Annotated in this window: 15 protein-coding genes and 1 pseudogene; all 16 read left to right on the top strand. The window is 38.2% G+C overall.

Going from position 1 to position 16,338, the window contains the following annotated elements:
- Positions 1 to 17 precede the first annotated feature (17 nt).
- Positions 18 to 1,232, top strand: coding sequence for a phage portal protein (locus B494_RS0101695; RefSeq protein ID WP_017470626.1), 1,215 nt, complete (start codon positions 18 to 20; stop codon positions 1,230 to 1,232).
- Positions 1,233 to 1,281: 49 nt separating this feature from the next.
- A complete protein-coding gene (locus B494_RS0101690) occupies positions 1,282 to 2,043 on the top strand; it encodes a head maturation protease, ClpP-related (RefSeq protein ID WP_017470625.1) in 762 nt (253 codons plus the stop codon).
- Position 2,044: 1 nt separating this feature from the next.
- A complete protein-coding gene (locus B494_RS0101685) occupies positions 2,045 to 3,286 on the top strand; it encodes a phage major capsid protein (protein WP_017470624.1) in 1,242 nt (413 codons plus the stop codon).
- A 57-nt stretch (positions 3,287 to 3,343) separates the two neighbouring features.
- The gene (locus B494_RS0101680; protein WP_017470623.1) at positions 3,344 to 3,643 is read left to right on the top strand and encodes a hypothetical protein; all 300 of its coding nucleotides are present in this window, start codon (positions 3,344 to 3,346) and stop codon (positions 3,641 to 3,643) included.
- 13 nt (positions 3,644 to 3,656) lie between these two features.
- Complete coding sequence (locus B494_RS0101675) at positions 3,657 to 3,965, top strand: head-tail connector protein (RefSeq protein WP_017470622.1); 309 nt, start codon at positions 3,657 to 3,659, stop codon at positions 3,963 to 3,965.
- On the top strand, positions 3,962 to 4,291 hold the full coding sequence (locus B494_RS0101670) for a phage head closure protein (RefSeq protein WP_017470621.1): 330 nt from the start codon (positions 3,962 to 3,964) through the stop codon (positions 4,289 to 4,291). The genes B494_RS0101675 and B494_RS0101670 overlap by 4 nt, the downstream gene beginning before the upstream one ends.
- A complete protein-coding gene (locus B494_RS0101665) occupies positions 4,291 to 4,659 on the top strand; it encodes an HK97-gp10 family putative phage morphogenesis protein (RefSeq protein WP_017470620.1) in 369 nt (122 codons plus the stop codon). The genes B494_RS0101670 and B494_RS0101665 overlap by 1 nt, the downstream gene beginning before the upstream one ends.
- The gene (locus B494_RS0101660; RefSeq protein ID WP_017470619.1) at positions 4,659 to 4,988 is read left to right on the top strand and encodes a hypothetical protein; all 330 of its coding nucleotides are present in this window, start codon (positions 4,659 to 4,661) and stop codon (positions 4,986 to 4,988) included. Before B494_RS0101665 ends, B494_RS0101660 begins: the two co-directional genes overlap by 1 nt.
- Positions 4,989 to 5,558, top strand: coding sequence for a major tail protein (locus B494_RS0101655; RefSeq protein ID WP_017470618.1), 570 nt, complete (start codon positions 4,989 to 4,991; stop codon positions 5,556 to 5,558). It begins immediately after the preceding gene.
- An 8-nt stretch (positions 5,559 to 5,566) separates the two neighbouring features.
- Positions 5,567 to 5,887, top strand: a complete 321-nt coding sequence (gpG, locus tag B494_RS0101650) for a phage tail assembly chaperone G (protein WP_017470617.1) — start codon at positions 5,567 to 5,569, stop codon at positions 5,885 to 5,887.
- 218 nt (positions 5,888 to 6,105) lie between these two features.
- Positions 6,106 to 9,357, top strand: coding sequence for a phage tail tape measure protein (locus B494_RS0101640; RefSeq protein WP_017470615.1), 3,252 nt, complete (start codon positions 6,106 to 6,108; stop codon positions 9,355 to 9,357).
- Entirely contained in the window at positions 9,354 to 10,799 is a 1,446-nt protein-coding gene (locus B494_RS0101635; RefSeq protein WP_017470614.1) for a distal tail protein Dit, read from the top strand. Before B494_RS0101640 ends, B494_RS0101635 begins: the two co-directional genes overlap by 4 nt.
- A 14-nt stretch (positions 10,800 to 10,813) precedes the next feature.
- Positions 10,814 to 11,824: pseudogene (locus tag B494_RS21675) on the top strand (phage tail spike protein); the annotation flags it as partial.
- A 3,053-nt stretch (positions 11,825 to 14,877) separates the two neighbouring features.
- Positions 14,878 to 15,036, top strand: coding sequence for a hypothetical protein (locus B494_RS21105; RefSeq protein ID WP_017470612.1), 159 nt, complete (start codon positions 14,878 to 14,880; stop codon positions 15,034 to 15,036).
- Positions 15,037 to 15,233: 197 nt separating this feature from the next.
- On the top strand, positions 15,234 to 15,716 hold the full coding sequence (locus tag B494_RS0101620) for a VIT1/CCC1 transporter family protein (RefSeq protein WP_017470611.1): 483 nt from the start codon (positions 15,234 to 15,236) through the stop codon (positions 15,714 to 15,716).
- A gap of 112 nt (positions 15,717 to 15,828) precedes the next feature.
- Positions 15,829 to 16,254 (top strand): phage holin family protein, encoded by a 426-nt coding sequence (locus tag B494_RS0101615; protein WP_017470610.1) that lies wholly within the window; start codon positions 15,829 to 15,831, stop codon positions 16,252 to 16,254.
- The last annotated feature ends 84 nt before the right edge of the window (positions 16,255 to 16,338 follow it).

Raw genomic sequence — 16,338 nt, 5'->3', positions numbered from 1 at the left:
GGAAAGGTGGTGAGACATTGAATATATTTCAACGGGTAAAAAACGCTGCATTTGGTGCCTATATTGCATGGAAAGGAGTATCATATGATTTTTCTTCCTGGGCAGGTAGGACATTTTGGGGTATTGATAATTCTACCTTAGCCACCAATGAAACTATTTTCAGTGCCGTTACACGCTTATCAAACAGTATGGCCACTTTGCCATTAAAACTCTATAAAAACTATGAAATAAAGCAAAATAGTGCATCTGATGTGCTAATTAACAATCCAAATCCTAACATGACTGGTTTTGAATTTATTCGTAATTTAGAGACAGCTAGAGATGAAAAAGGGAATGGCTATGCTCTTATCGAACGTGATATCAGGTTGCAGCCATCAAGATTAACTTTAATTAATCCTGATTATGTAGAACCGGTTATAGAGCAAAATACAAAAGAATTATGGTATCAAGTGTTAGGAGAAGATGGAAATCAATATTATGTGCATAACATGGAAATGTTACATGTTAAGCATATAGTTGGATCTAGTAGTTTGAAAGGTATTAATCCTATAAAGGTTCTGCAGAATGCCAACGACTTTGATAAAGCGGTCAGAGAATTTAGCTTGAAGGAAATGCAGTCAGCGCCAAACTCATTCATTCTTAAATACGCGGGTAACTTAGATAATGATAAAAGGCAAAGAGTAATTGATGATTTTAAGCGATTTTACAAAGATAACGGTGGTATATTGTTCCAAGAACAAGGTGTAGAAATTAAAGAATTGGAAAGAAAATACGTTGCAGCTGATACATTCGCGTCCGAACGGATTACACGTTCAAGAGTAGCTAACGTTTACAACATGCCAACCACTATGCTAAATGACACTGAGGGGCAAAGTTATTCCAGTAATGAACAGTTAATGCGAATGTATGTAGATCTCACTCTAATGCCTATTGTGAGACAGTATGAACAAGAATTTAAGAAAAAGTTGCTTACACCAAGCGAAAGGATGTCTGGATTTTATTTTAAATTTAATACAAAGGCTCTTCTTAGAGCTGATACATCTACACAAGCAGATTATTATACAAAAGCTATCCGAAGTGGTTGGTTGAAACCAGATGAAGTAAGACAATTAGAAGATCAGCCACCAGAAGGAGGAAACGCTGCTAAGTTGTGGTTGTCTGGTGACCTATATCCAATGGAGTTGGATCCGAACGAGAGAAAATCTAGCAATGCCAATAAAAACAGCGAATAACACGTCATTGACGTGTATTTATTTTGCTTGAAAGGTGGTGAGAACAAAATTGGGAGCAAAAAACAAAAAGAAAAAATTTTGGGAAATGAAGATGTCTGCTGATGGTCAATCAGGTGATATTTTTATTTATGGTGACATTGTCCGATTTACATGGGATGAATTCCCTGAAGATCAGAACGCTACTAGCTTTAAAGAAGATTTAGATGCTTTAGGAGATATCTCTAATATCAATTTATATATAAACTCGCCTGGTGGTTATGTTTTTGAAGGTGTGGCAATTCATAACATGTTAAAACGTCATCCAGCGACAGTGAATGTGTACGTAGATGCTTTAGCAGCATCCATTGCAAGTGTGATCGCAATGGCTGGTGACACTATTCATATGTATAAAAATTCTATGCTTATGATTCACAATCCTATGACATCTGCCATGGGTAATGCTACTGAATTGAGAAAGCAAGCTGATGATTTAGATCGAATTGGAGAGTCAGCTATTCAAAGTTATCTTCAAAAGGCAGGTGAAAAGTTAAATGAAGATGACCTAAAGAAAATGTTAGATAACGAAACATGGTTATCTGCAGACCAGGCTCAGCAGTATGGTTTAGCCGATGTAGTTCTGGAAGAAAATCTAGCTGTTGCATCCGTAAGTGAAAATTTATTTAAGCAATATAAAAATGTGCCGAAAGTTCTTCAGAAGAAAGCAGATAACGAGGTAGGTATTTCTGGAGAAGAAATGGCACGAAGACAAAAAATAGCTGAACAATCCAAACAAAATTCAGCACTAATAGACGATATTTTAGGAGGAATTTAACATGAAAAAGAGCCAAGCATTATTAAAATCAGTTCAACAACGTCAAAAAGGGCAATGGTTACGACTAAATGACTTGCAGTATTTCGGTGGTCAGAAGACACTTTTTGAGTACAAGCAAAATATGACAACCATCGGTCAACAACTTCAAAAAGTGGAAAATGAATTAGCGGATGCTGCTATTGACACATCTAAAACATCTGAGGATATTCAAACATTACAAAAATCACGAGATGATTTGAAACAACGATTTGATGTGATTAAAGAGCAGCATGATCAACTAGAAGCAGAACAAAAAGCAAAATTCGAAGATCAAAACAACATCAAAGGTATTAATGATCCAAAACAAAAGAAAGTCGAAGCGAAAGCGGAAATGATTCGTGCTACGATGACCAATAAGCCTATTACGAAAGAGGTCTTTCAAGCGCTAGGTGATAACACAAATCCTAGCACTGGTGGAGAAAAGTTACTGCCAAAAACAGTATCTAATGATCTTATTCATGAGCCATTTGTTAAAAATCCATTGCGAGACATTTCTGTATTTACGCAAGAAACAAACTTAGAAATTCCGAAAATTGCATTCCAATTGGATGATGATGACTTTATCGGTGATGCCGAAACAGCGAAGGAAATGAAAGCAACTGGTGATACGGTTACATTTGGTCGTCATAAATTCAAAGTATTTGTGCCGATTTCCGAAACAGTTTTAAATGGAACAAAAACAAATCTTGTTACAACTGTAGATAGAGGACTTGAATCTGGTTTAGCAGCTAAGGAAAAGAAAGTTGCATTTGCCACTACACCTGCTACAGGAGAAGAGCATATGTCATTCTATTCAACGCAAAATAAAATCAAAAAAGTAGAAGCGACAAGTAAATATAAAGCAATTAAAGATGCTATTGCTGATTTACATGAAGATTTCCGCGATAATGCGAAAATTGTTATGACTTATAAGGATTACATGGACATTATCGAAGTGTTAGCTAACGGTAACGCATCACTATACAGCGCTCAACCAGAACAAGTATTAGGAAAACCAGTTGAATTTGTGGATGCAGCAAAAGAGCCTATTGTTGGTGACTTCCAGTATTCCCACTTTAACTACGATTTACAAATGCTACGTGATCGTGATAAAGATGTGAAAACAGGTGTTGAATTGTTTGTGTTAACAGCTTGGGTAGATCATCAAATCAAGCTAAAATCAGCATTCCGTATTGCGAAAGTGGCAACGGATCCAGAAGCTTAATGTAAGGGGGGGATTATACCCCTCTTTTAATAATTTAAAATAAGAGGTGAATTGAAAATGGTAAAAATCAAGGCAGAGAAAAATTTTAGAGATCGCATCACAAAAAAACTAATCGAAGCACGAACAGTAGTTGAAGCGGATGAGAAACGATTAGAACTTTTGAAAAAGAACAAGATCAAATATGAAATCGTTGAGGAAGCAAAAGGTGATTCTATTCTTAATGGTAATGTTTCAGAAGTAATTGAAAGATTAGTCGATTTAGATAATGTACAAGTTACTGAATTAATTGAGGAAGAAAAATCAGGTAAAGCACGTAAAGGTGTTTTAGAGCATTTAGAATCATTACTTGCTGAATAGGGGGTAATGAAAGATGGCAGTGCCAACTGTTGAAGAGGTAGCTAGATATTTACGTATTGAGGATATCATTGAGGAAGAACCACAAGAAAAAGTATTTCTCGAAAATTTAATAGGAACAGCGGTAGAAGATTTAGAGGATTCAGGAATTAAAGATCAATCTACCAAAAGGTATGGAATGGCCGTCAAATTATTGGTGGCTAATTTTTATGAGGAAAGACGACCGCAAGTGGTGGGAACAATCACTACCAATCTACAATACAGCCTAGAACGGATTATTTTACAACTAAAAGCTCGTGAATTACCGGCAGGTGATGAAGAATGAATGCAGGAGACCAAATACATCGACTAATATTTAAACAGAACCATGCAATAGATGAAGAAGGCTATCCGATTCTGAGTGAAATAGAGTATACAAAAGCCTGGGGCAGTCTAAAAACGCTAAAAGGTAATACTCGATTTTTAGCTGCTCAATCTCAAATGGAGCATAATCGTGAGTTTACGATTCGATATCAGAAAAAGCTATTAGACAGTGAAAGGCCTAAAAGTTTAATAGTCTACTGGAGAAAAAAGAAGCATGAAATCGAATCCATTGAAGATGATGACGGATTGATGAAAACCATGACAGTCATCTTAAAGGCAGTCACATAATGAAATTTGAAATGAACGGTTTAGACGAGTTGGTCAATGAATTACAACGTACACAATCACACATGAAACAGGCAGAAGATGCTGCCTTAAAAGCAGGTGCAAAAGTGATGCAAGAAGGCGCACAAGCCGTTGTAAGGGTGCGCAAAGGTATATTGAAAGAACATATACAAGTGTCGGATGTAGAACAAGGCAAGATTGAGATCTACGTTGATAATCAAGGTCGTGCTTTTTATGGTTATTTTATTGAGTTTGGCACATCTAAAATGCGCGCGATGCCATTTATGGGGCCAAGCTTTATGAGGAATAGACTTAAAATTGAACAAGCTATGGCCGATAGTTTACGTCAAAGTTTGGGGTTGGTCATGTAATGAATTTAAACAGATTAATTTTAGATACTTTAGAACCAATTAATTTACCAGTTATATATCAAGAAGAAAGACAAGGTGAATCAGAGTATATTCGCTTTTTTTATTTACCGCAAGTGGATTTTCATGCGGATGATGGTGAGCAATACAATACTGTTTATGCCCAAATTGATATTTTCACACCTGGTAATCCAAATAATTATGCAAAACAAGCAAAACAATTGATGAAAGAAGCAGGATTTAAGAAAAACTTTGAACATGAAATGTACGAAGAAGACACAGGTCTTTTTCATTATATCTTGCGATTTTACAAAATAGAGGAGGCAAAATAAATGGCAACAGTAGGTTTAAGAGATATTTATTTTTTCCCAGTCACAAAAGATGACGAGGAAGGAACTACTTACGATGAAGGTGTGAGGGTAGGTAAGGCAATGACAGCCAATGTGCAACCTACATTTAACACTGGCGAGTTAAGAGCAGAGGACGGAGTAGCTGAAACGGCAGAAAGTCGAGGGGCTACAACTGTTGTGCTTCAAACGGATGATCTAAGTAAGAGAGTGCAAGCAGTTCTTTTAGGCAAAAGAATTAATAGTGATGGTGTACTGATTGACAGTGAAGATGATAGATCTCCATACGGCGCATTGGCATTCAGATCTGAAAAATCTAATGGTGCATATAGACATGTAGTTTTGTATAAAGGCAAATTCACACCACCAGAGAAGAATTATGAAACAAAACAAGAAACTCCAGCGTTTCAAACGCCTACTATTAACGGTAGATTTATTCGAAGAAACTCAGATAACCAACATGGAGCAGATGCTGATACGGATGACACTGAAATCGACCAGATTATATTTGACACTTGGTTCGATGCGCCTTATGAAGAAACACCTGAAGGGTAGGGAACGACATGCAATTAACACTTAAAAAACTAGTAGGTGACGATCTGCAGGAGGTTGTTTATCAGCCTCCTTTTGTCTCGGCTCGTCATCATCGCAAACTATTAGAATTTGAATCTGAGATTGATTACTCCGATATGGGATTGGAAGAGACAGATAAGCTTGTTAATTTTGTTTGTGACGTATACGGCAATCAATTTAATGTTGATGATTTTTACGATGGCATTGCATCGCACGAACTCGTGAATACCATTACGAGTGTTTTTTACTTTGTGCGTACGGGACAAGCTCCGACAGTTAATAAAGAGGGAAACGATCAGGGGAAGTCTTAACCAAAGAAGAAATAGACAAGTTGAAGGCTTCCCGTAAGGAAAACGCAAAAAATGATCTCAAAAGCATAAAAAAACTCTATAAAACGTTATTGAAAAATGGGTGGACACTCGGTCAAATCGACGAGATGGACATCCATTTTTATTTGAGCCTTTATCAATCTGAAGAGGTCGAATTGGTCTACATTGACGAAATCAAATTAATCTAGTGAGGTGAACGCATGGCTAATGTTGGGTCATTAAGAACGACAATCAGTTTAGATAGTGCTCAATTTGAACAATCGATGGCTGGTGTCAATCGACAATTAAAAAGCTTAAAGCAAGAGCAAAAAGCGGTCACCTCATCTGGTACTGGTTTTGCTCGTGGAACCGAAGAATTAAGGCGCAAACAAGATGTACTTAGTCGAACCTTAGACTTACAACAAGGAAAAGTGCAAGAATTAAAACGCCGATATGAAGAAAGCGCAACGGCAACAGGTGAAAACTCAAAGGAAACACAAGACGCAATGTATGAGTATCAAAAAGCTGTTGCAGAGATGAACAAAACGGAAAATGCATTAAAAGGCGTGACTGATGAGTTAAATAAACAAACCAATCCATGGAACCAATTATCTGACAAGATGGGCAAAGCAGGACAAAAAATGCAAGATGTCGGCAAAAAGATGACTAGTTTCGGGAAGTCCTGGTCCATGAGAGTAACAGCACCTATCGTCGGGATGGGTGCTTTAATTTTGAATACAGCTACGGAATTTGAAGCGGCTATGTCAAATGTACAAGCAGTTTCTGGCGCAACAGGTAGTGACTTAGAATTGTTAGAAGCGGCCGCGCGTGAAATGGGCGCGACCACAACCAAATCGGCATCTGATGCAGCAGACGGATTAGGGTACATGGCATTAGCTGGTTGGGAAACGCAAGAAATGTTAGACGGACTTGAGCCTATTTTACGGTTATCTGAAGCGGGTAACATTGACTTAGCTCGAGCATCTGACTTAGTAACGGACTCGATGAGTGCATTAGGTATTGAGGTCAAGGATTTACCTGCATATTTGGACAACGTTGCAGAAGCATCGCGATCATCGAACACAAGTATTGATCAATTGATGCAAGCGTATCTTGTAGCTGGTGGAAATTTAAATCAATTTAATGTACCACTTGCTGAATCAACTGCATTATTAGGAGTCATGGCTGATAATGGAATTAAAGGAAGTGAAGCGGGTCGTGGCTTAAATGCAATCATGATCAACTTAACGAGTGGTGCTGGACGAGCTGGTACAGCGCTAGAAGAATTGAATATATCAGCTTTTGATGCGGATGGTCAATTTATCGGATTAGAAGAAACGTTACGGCTGGTCAAAGATCGAACACAAGACATGACAGATGAGCAACGTGCTCAATATGTCAGCATGATTGCTGGAAAAGAGCACATGAAGACGTTCCAAGCGTTGATGAGTGAACTTGATGATGGTTACGTTGATCTAAAAGAAAATGTTTCAAATGCTGATGGTGCGTTAAATGATATAGCTGATACGATGCAAGATAACGCCAGAGGGAATGTAGAACAACTGAAATCAGCTACTCAGGAATTGGCATTGCAATTTGCTGAACATCTTATCCCTGTTTTTACAGATGTCGTTAATTTTGCTACTGATTTAGCACAGAAATTTGGTGAATTAGATTCCGATACCCAAAGGACCATTATAACTATGGCTGGGTTAGCAGCAGTTGTCGGTCCTGCAGCCATAGTCATGGGGAATTTAACGACAGCGATTGGTGGAGTGGTAAAAATCGGCGGAAGACTGGCAGGTGTACTAGGAAAAGTTGGAGGTGGAGCGCTATTAGGCAAATTAGGCGCTTTAGGTTTAACGGGGCCAGTTGGTCTGGCTGTTGCAGGCGTTGGTGCTCTTAGTTTAGGTATTTATGCACTAAACCGTGAAACAAAAGAAAGCATTACCGAAACTGATCAAGCCATTCAAAAGAGATTCGAAGAGGTTCAAGCATTAGATGAGACTATTGATGCTTATGAGAGGTTACAAGAAAAAAATAAATTAACGACTGATGAAATGCTACGTTACATGGATATTATGGATGAACTAAAAGAAGCAGATTCTGATAAAGCAATTGCAGCACTTGTAAAAGAACAAGAAGATCTTTTAGAAGCATCGGGTTTTACAAACGAGGAAATGGAAGAATTTTTATCAATAAATGAAGCGATAGTTGAACGTAATCCAGAGGTAGTTGAAGCCATTAGTGAGCAAGGAAATGCTTATGTTGGTGTATCAGACGAATTAAGAGAGCTTAGTAACCTAGAACGTCAACGAGCTATAGATCAATCATATGCTGATATCACATCGCAAATGGATGAGCATGTAAAAAATTTAGCTGATCAAATCAAATATCAAGAGAAATTGATAGAACTTGAACAGAAGAAAGAAAGCGAAACGCAAGCTTACATTAAGGCTAGTGAGCGAACTCGCGAATTGAGTGCTGAGATAAACGAATTAAGAGAACAGCAAGTGGGTTTATCATTAGAAGACAGTTTGGTCATTAGCGAGAAAATACTTGAACTTGAGAATGAGCTAATGGTTCAAGAGGGTATTGTTGATATTAGTGATAAACAGATTGGAAAAATTGAAGGTAAAATTGAAAAACAACGTGAGAATTTAGATGGTGTCAATGAAGAGATCGATTCTTATAATAATATGCTGGAACAGTACGAAAGTATGCTCTTATATCAAGAGGGAATTGTCGACGAGAAAGGTAACGCATATAAATCTATACAGGATGCAAACGAGGCATTACGTGAGCAACGGTCTGAACTGCGTAAACAATTAAGTGATAACGAGCTAACCACCGAAGAGTATCAAAATCAGATTGATAAATTAAAAGAACAAGAAGAGTCTATTAAAGATATACAAGGCGAAGCTGGTGAACTTAATACAACATTAGAGAGAAAAATAGATAAAGAAGTTGGAATAAGCGCTAATCCATCGTTAGATAGCTTTAATACTGATTGGACTTCGCCTCTAAGTCGCACAATAAACCTACAACCCAAATCATCTGAAATTGCACGCTTTGGTTATGCGACAGGTACTGACTACCATCCAGGTGGAAATTTTTTAGCTGGTGAACAAGGCATTGAACTAGGACGTATGGGAGACAAATGGGAACTGCTAGACTTTGGTCTATACAACAGACCAGCTGGCTATCAAGTGTTTACCCACGACGAGACAAAGTCAATCCTTAGCGCGTTAAACAACGTGCCAGGTTATGCGACAGGTGTGTCACCTACAGGAGAGGCTAATCGGGTTGTGAGTCAGCTTAATAATGCTACACAATCATCAAGTCAACCAGTGGTTATCGAAGTACATGTAACAAGTGAAATGGATAGCAGAGCTGTCGGTAAAGGGGTGGCTAGAGTAGTTACTGAGATACAAGATACAACAAATAGATTAAGGGGGCAATTTGCGACATGATCAAAATGACATTTAACGGAGAAACAAAGCCGTGGTTGTATTTGCTGGAAGGACGTCAGAAATCTCCCTTTGCTCCCGTAACTAACAATCTTTTGCGAGTGTCTGGTCGTTTAGGTGCGTATATACAATCAACCACTACTGATGTCCTTTACATTAGTCAACCTATTGGATTTATCGTAACCGATGATCAGGATGCTCTTGATAAAATCAACCAATTAGCAGCATGGTTGCTAACAGATGAGCCGGTAGAGTTACAGTTCTCAGATGAGCCTGGTCGAACATATTATGCAAAAGTGGATGGTGGCATCCCTGATTTTAGTCGATTTGCTGACCAGCGTAAAGGAACAATTACTTTTGTTTGCGCAGATCCTTATGCTTATGGACCACAACAAGAGGTTACTTTTCCAAGTGATTTTGTAAACATCGAAAATCTAGGAACAGCTGAAGCAGAACCTATTTTTGAGGTCGAAGTCGAAGAAGATACAACTTTTATTATGCTACAAAACACAGATAATGAATACATGATGATCGGTGAGCCTTTAGACGATCAAACCGAACCGTTTGTCAGAGATGAATTAGTCGTTAGCAACCCACTATCATCAACAACCGGCTGGACACCAGGTACACAAGTTGATGCTGGTACGGTATCTGGATCCATGGTGTCAGACGGTAGTGGTTTTATTGCTCAAAGTTTCGGCTCACAAGGTAGCGCTAAGTGGTATGGTCCAGCATTAAAAACAAGTCTATCAGAGCAATTACAAAATTTTAAAATTGATGTCCTTGTAGATTTATTTAATGCTAGCAATAGAGTTGGGCGTGTTGACGTATCCTTGCTAGATATTAACAACAATGTGATCGCAAGTCTAAGAGTTATAGACGCGTGGGAAAACATGAAACGTAATAGATTAGCAGGATATTTACGCAACGATAGTAGACAACAGCAGTTAATCTTTTTATCCGATACCAACAGTGATGCTTACGGAGAGTTATGGAATGACTTTGATGGCATTTTAAGATTAGAACGGAGAGGTCAAGATTGGATGTTGTATGCAGGTAAAATAAGAGCTGATGGCACGCATCATGCAAGGCGCATCCAACGGTACAAAGATAATAACAATGAGTTTCAGCAGCCTGTGGCACAAGTGCAATTTCATATTGGGATTTTCGATGGACACAATTCAGCGACCATGAAGATTAAAGATCTAAAAGTGTGGAAGGTCAATAACCCCAATGCTTATCAGATTCCTTATGTGGCGTATGCAGGGGATAAAATCACTTTTGATCACAAAAATGAAGATGTTTTATTAAATGGGGAGCCGAGAAATGACCTTAAAACATTTGGATCCAGCTACTTTAACTTAAAAAAAGGCAGCAACCAGATTGTGCAGCAACCAGATAATATTTTAACGACTAAGTGCACATATAGACCAAGGCATTTATAAAGTGAGGTGATAAAATGAGTCAAATACACATAACAGACGGTAGCCATGTGCTTGATGTGATCACATCAAAAAATATACTAGACAATAACCACCACAAGTCTTTAGAGGACACTTTAGAGACGTTTCAATTTATGACCTTTTCGGGTATGGAATTTGGTCAATTTTTAGAAGATCGTAATCACTTAATCATCCCAGGCGAAGATGGTCGGTATGTTGAATTTACAATTAACCAGGTGGAGCAATTTACTGACCTAGATGGTAAAAAGGTCGAAGTTTTATCAACAGCTAGTTATCTATCCTTAAAAACAGCTAAAGTCATATCACCACAGATACTATCGGGCGCAACAGCGTCCACAGCTGGACAATTTGCGCTTGCTAATACGGGGTGGGAATTAGGTGTAATTGAATTTACAGGCAGTCGAACAATAGAAATCGAAAACCACACTAACCCGTATTCGTTTTTAAAGCGCATAGCAACTCTATTTAATTTAGAATTAAGCTTTAGAATTGAAGTGAGCGCAAATCGAGTAACAGGTCGATATGTTGATCTTGTTGAACCAGACGGCGTGTGGGAAGGTCGTGAAATTACGCTTGGTAAAGACTTAATCAACATTAGACGTATTTTTAATATTGATGATGTAGTGACTGCACTTGTTGGACTTGGTCCAATACAGGAAGATGGCACACGATTAGAAGTATTGGTCGAGGATGAGGAAGCTCGACAACGATGGAGTAAAGACGGCCGGCATATCATTAAAACGTATGAGCCACAGTTTACTGACGAAGATCCTTCACTTGAACGTTTAACTGAACTGACGCAAGTACAGTTGGATAAGCAGATTAATGCGTTAATATCCTATGAAACTACCATCGCCGATCTTGAGCATGTACCAGGCATGGAAAACAAACAACTAAGATTTGGGCAAGTGATCAAACTAAAGGAGACCAGTTTTAGTCCACCTCTTTATTTAGAAGCTCGAATCCATACAATGGACAGGTCGATCACTGATGTATCGCAAAAGACAGTTACTTTAGGTGATTATGTTGAGTATACAGAGGAAGAGGTAAATGCAGTTTGGCAACAAATGCAACAACAGATAGCTAGTAAGGTAAGTCTCGCTCAAGTACAGGAATATACGTATAATAAAGATGAAATCGAGCAACGAGATTTAACTGTATACAGCAACTCGAAAGATTACGCAGATACAGCCGTAGAAAACGTTGAGATTGATGATAATAACTTTAGAGATGATCAGCCATCGACACCACAAAACGTGGTAGCGGAAGGTTTTTTTAAGGTTATATCGGCTAAATGGGATTACAATAGCTCATCTACCATTGCGTCATACGAAGTTTATGCGTCACAGACACCCGGTTTTACACCTGCTGTTAGTAATTTAGTGTGGAGTGGTAAGGCAGGAAGCATCATGTTTGAAGCCGAGACGAACGAAATCTGGTTTTTCAGAGTTAGGGCGGTAAACACGAGAGGTACAGCGTCTGGTTATTCGTCAGAAGTTAGCGCACAGACAGTCAGAGTACAAGATATTGACGTTGAAATGAGCGCTATTAATGCCGAAAAGTTAGCAGACCTTGCAGTTACAGCGGAAAAACTAGCCAATGGGTCCGTTATCACAGAAAAATTAGCTAATAATGCAGTAGATGAGGAAAAGTTAGCTAATGATTCTATATCGGCGATTAAAATTCAGAATGGGGCTATTGAAAACGATAAACTTGATGAGTTAGCGGTCACAGCCGAAAAACTAGCCGATGGTTCTGTTGAAACAAATAAGATTGAAAACTATGCGATTACGGAAGCCAAGATCGCTGAGCTTGCCGTTGGTTCGGCTGCCATTCAAGATTTAGCGGTAACTAACGCTAAAATAGATAACATTCACGCTGAAAAAATTACCGCCGGTGTTATTGCCTCTGAGCGTATACAGATTGGCAGTGGGGTACAGTTTGATGATGGGTATAATCCTACTAAGATAGAGATTGGCGGAAGGAATTTATTAAAAGAAACTAGCAACGCATTTGAAGTTGCTGAACACTCAACGTTTTACGCAACTGTCGAGAGAATTACTATTGATAGCGTTGGATTAAAACACGGGGATGAAATAACGTTTAGTGCGTTTTTAAAGTCGCACGAAGACTTTGGTGGCGCAGTTAGATTTAGATTTGAGAGGGAAGATAATACAAATCATTTGAATGTATATGGAAATGATATCGATAATGGAGAAGAAGGCTTATCTACAGTTACGAGCGTAATACCAGAAGGAACGTATTATATAAGATTGTGCATACAGAACAGACCAACCGGGGTCACTTATGAATCTGAATATAAAGAAGCAAAACTGGAAAGAGGAAATAAACGAACCGACTGGACTCCAGCACCAGAAGACCAACAAGACTATGCAGACAACGCACCTTTAAAACTGTGGGGATACGAAGATACAACATACATTGATGGCGGAAATATATACGCTAATACCGTAACATCTAATGAAATAGCAACAGGTACGATAACGGCAGAAAGCGGAATAATTGCTAATGCAGCTATCGGAAATGCCGCTATACAAAACGGTGCTATTTCTAATGCGAAAATTGAAAACGGGGCAATTACTAACGCTAAAATCGAAGATGCTACGATTACGAGCGCTAAGATACACAGTGTTACTGCTGATAAATTGGATGTTGCTGAGTTATCCGCAGTTACAGGTAATCTAGGGTCGATAACGGCTGGGGATATAACCGGTGTTAGTATAACAGCTATTGATGGAGATTTCTTTTTAAAAGAGTCAGAATCAGACGAAAAGTATTCGGTAGTTTCTAAAGAAAATTTAATACGAGATCATTCGTTTGAATTATGTTCTTTCGACTTGTCTACTGCAAATATAACTTATAATTGGGCGGATTTGTCGACAGATTTGTCTCAGAGTACTTATTGGTATCCGCATCAAGGAAATCCAAAGATCGGGGGCGTTGAACCAGGGTATGATAAGGATTGGATCTCCCCTTTTGGGAGGAAAAATGCCTGTGTTAGAAGTGGTGACTCGTTGCATACTTACGTTGCGAGGTTGAATCGTGGAGAATCGTACACACTTTCAGGTCATTTCCGGAGACAAATAAATACAACGACCGGAGGCGTGCCTAGGGTTGAAATTTACAGAACGGATGATTCGAGTGGTATAGGAACTTTGTTAGCCAGCCACAACTTCCCAACAGTTAAGAGTGATTATACTTTAGAGAGACACTCGTTTACTTTTACTGTACCTAACGATATGTTAGATATAGAATTTTTATTAGTCGTGCTCACAAGCACAAGTAACCGATGGGTTTCAGTAGACGGTTTACAACTAGTTGAGGGTAACTACCCCGTCATTTACAATCAGGAATCAGGTCTGTGGGCGTCTTTAACAGGGGAAGTAATAGCTAGCTCGTTAAGAACCGAGGATTTAAGAACTACCGAAATTACCATTGTCGGGAGTGGAGGCATTAACCTGATAAGCACGTCCGGAACGTCTAATGGAATAAACTTGCCTAAAAACCACACTATTGGTCTGCACTCGAACGATCACTTTACATTCTATCACAACAGGTCTGCTGGCGAATTTAAGGTAAGATCGCATCAAAACGGTAGTAATTTTGACGATACTTTTACGATTTTTCAGAGCGGAAACGCACGTTTTCACAATATTTTAAACGTGTCAGGTAATTTTACTGTCGATGGCACTAAGTCAGCTACTGTGCAGACAGATAACTACGGCAAACGTCTGATGTATGCGTACGAGGGCACGCAAAACTGGTTTTTTGACATGATCGTAAAAGAGCTAGAGAGCGGTCAGCATTTTATAACAATCAACGAGATGTTTCTTGAGACGATCACAGGTGAGTTTTACGTAAGGATTTATGAGCAAACACCTTGTACTGTTAAAATCACTCAAAAGACCGACAAAGGATTTTATGTTGATGTCCAAACGGATGATGTTGCACAAGTTGTATTTGAGGTATTTGGGTTGAGACGTAATCATGAGAGTGAGTACATGGGGTTAGTTACAGAGGATAATGAGGAGGCGGAATGATGAATCAAGACGTAAATAAAATAATCGACAATCTGAGTACAGAGTACGCACAACAATTAGCTCAGGCGAACAAAAAAGTCGCTGTATTATCAGAGGAAAACGAGCGGATCAAACAAGAAATCGAACAGTTGAAAAATACTAATGACAGTACTGAATAGATCGATTTCAAATCATTTTTTTCTATTATGAGGAGGTGATGTTGCGTTGGAACTAGGAAATATCAAAATTGATGAAAAAGGTAACGTTTTTATTAAAGGAGAATTGGAACCAAGCGCCGAGTAGGGCGTATTTTTTATGCAGGACTTTTGTCCCTTCTTGTCGAAAGTAGATATAGACGTGAAAGAGGGTGGATTGAATGCTTATTTTAGAATTCTTAAAAGATATTTTACCTGTAGTTGGGGTGCTATTTGCCACATTTATTGGGGGGTATATCTCAAGGAAATCCCAAGTGGATTTATTTGAAAAAGAGTGGGAAAAAGAAAAACAAGCTAAAATTGATAAAGATGTGAATGAAATTTTAAAGATTTATACTGAAATTATTAGATTGGACGGTGAGCTTGCTTTAATTGAGCATCACGGTAATCTTAGAGAATTCAACTTAAATACTTATTTAGAGGAAATGAGACCTAAGCTTTTTAATAATTATCATTTGATTCATTCTGATGTAGCTTCACTCATTAGGTCAATTGACCGTAAGGTAGAAGAGTGTGATTATTATGAAGAAATTGATGAAAATAACCATGAATTTCTAGTAGATGATTACTTGAAAATATTAACTAGTATCGAAAGCCACATAGAAGCACATAGGAAAAATAAGTGGGGAAATATTAACATTTAGGCGCGCTATATGTAATTAATACACTGGCATCTCATTAAGAGGTGTCTTTTTTATACCCAAATACACATAGAGGGGGTCTTTACATTATGAAAAACAAGGAGATGAAAAGAAAATGGAGGTTGTTAATTTGGAACATTTAGAAGCTGCGCGATTTTACTTATTTGGTGATGTTAAGTTTTTGCATTTGTTGTTGTTACTGATGGCCTTAGACATTGTAACGGGTATTTTCAAAGCATGGAAAAATGATAACTTGTGGTCACGTAAAAGTCTATTTGGATATGCTCGTAAGGTGCTTATATTGGTGGTTATTATCTTGGCCAACGTGATTGATCAGATATTAAGTTTAAATGGCATGGTTGCATACGCGACTGTGCTTTTTTATATGGCTAATGAAGGTTTGTCTATAATTGAAAATTTAGCCGAGGTTGGTGTACTGGTCCCAACTAATATTGCCAATAAACTAAGAAATATCGAGGACACAAGTCAACGCATTACAGAAGAAGTAAGAGAAGAATTTAGTGATAAGGAGGATGTATAATAAAAAATTTTTACAAGTTTATTTACAAATAATAAGTTAGATTGTACAATAAATAAGAACGTATGTTCTTATTTATTAAAAAGG

Origin of the sequence: Amphibacillus jilinensis Y1 (assembly GCF_000306965.1) — a bacterium.
In the GTDB taxonomy this organism is placed as follows: Bacteria; Bacillota; Bacilli; order Bacillales; family Amphibacillaceae; genus Amphibacillus_C; species Amphibacillus_C jilinensis.
Note: the sequence above shows the minus strand (reverse complement) of the source record. Positions and strands in the feature narration are given on the sequence as shown.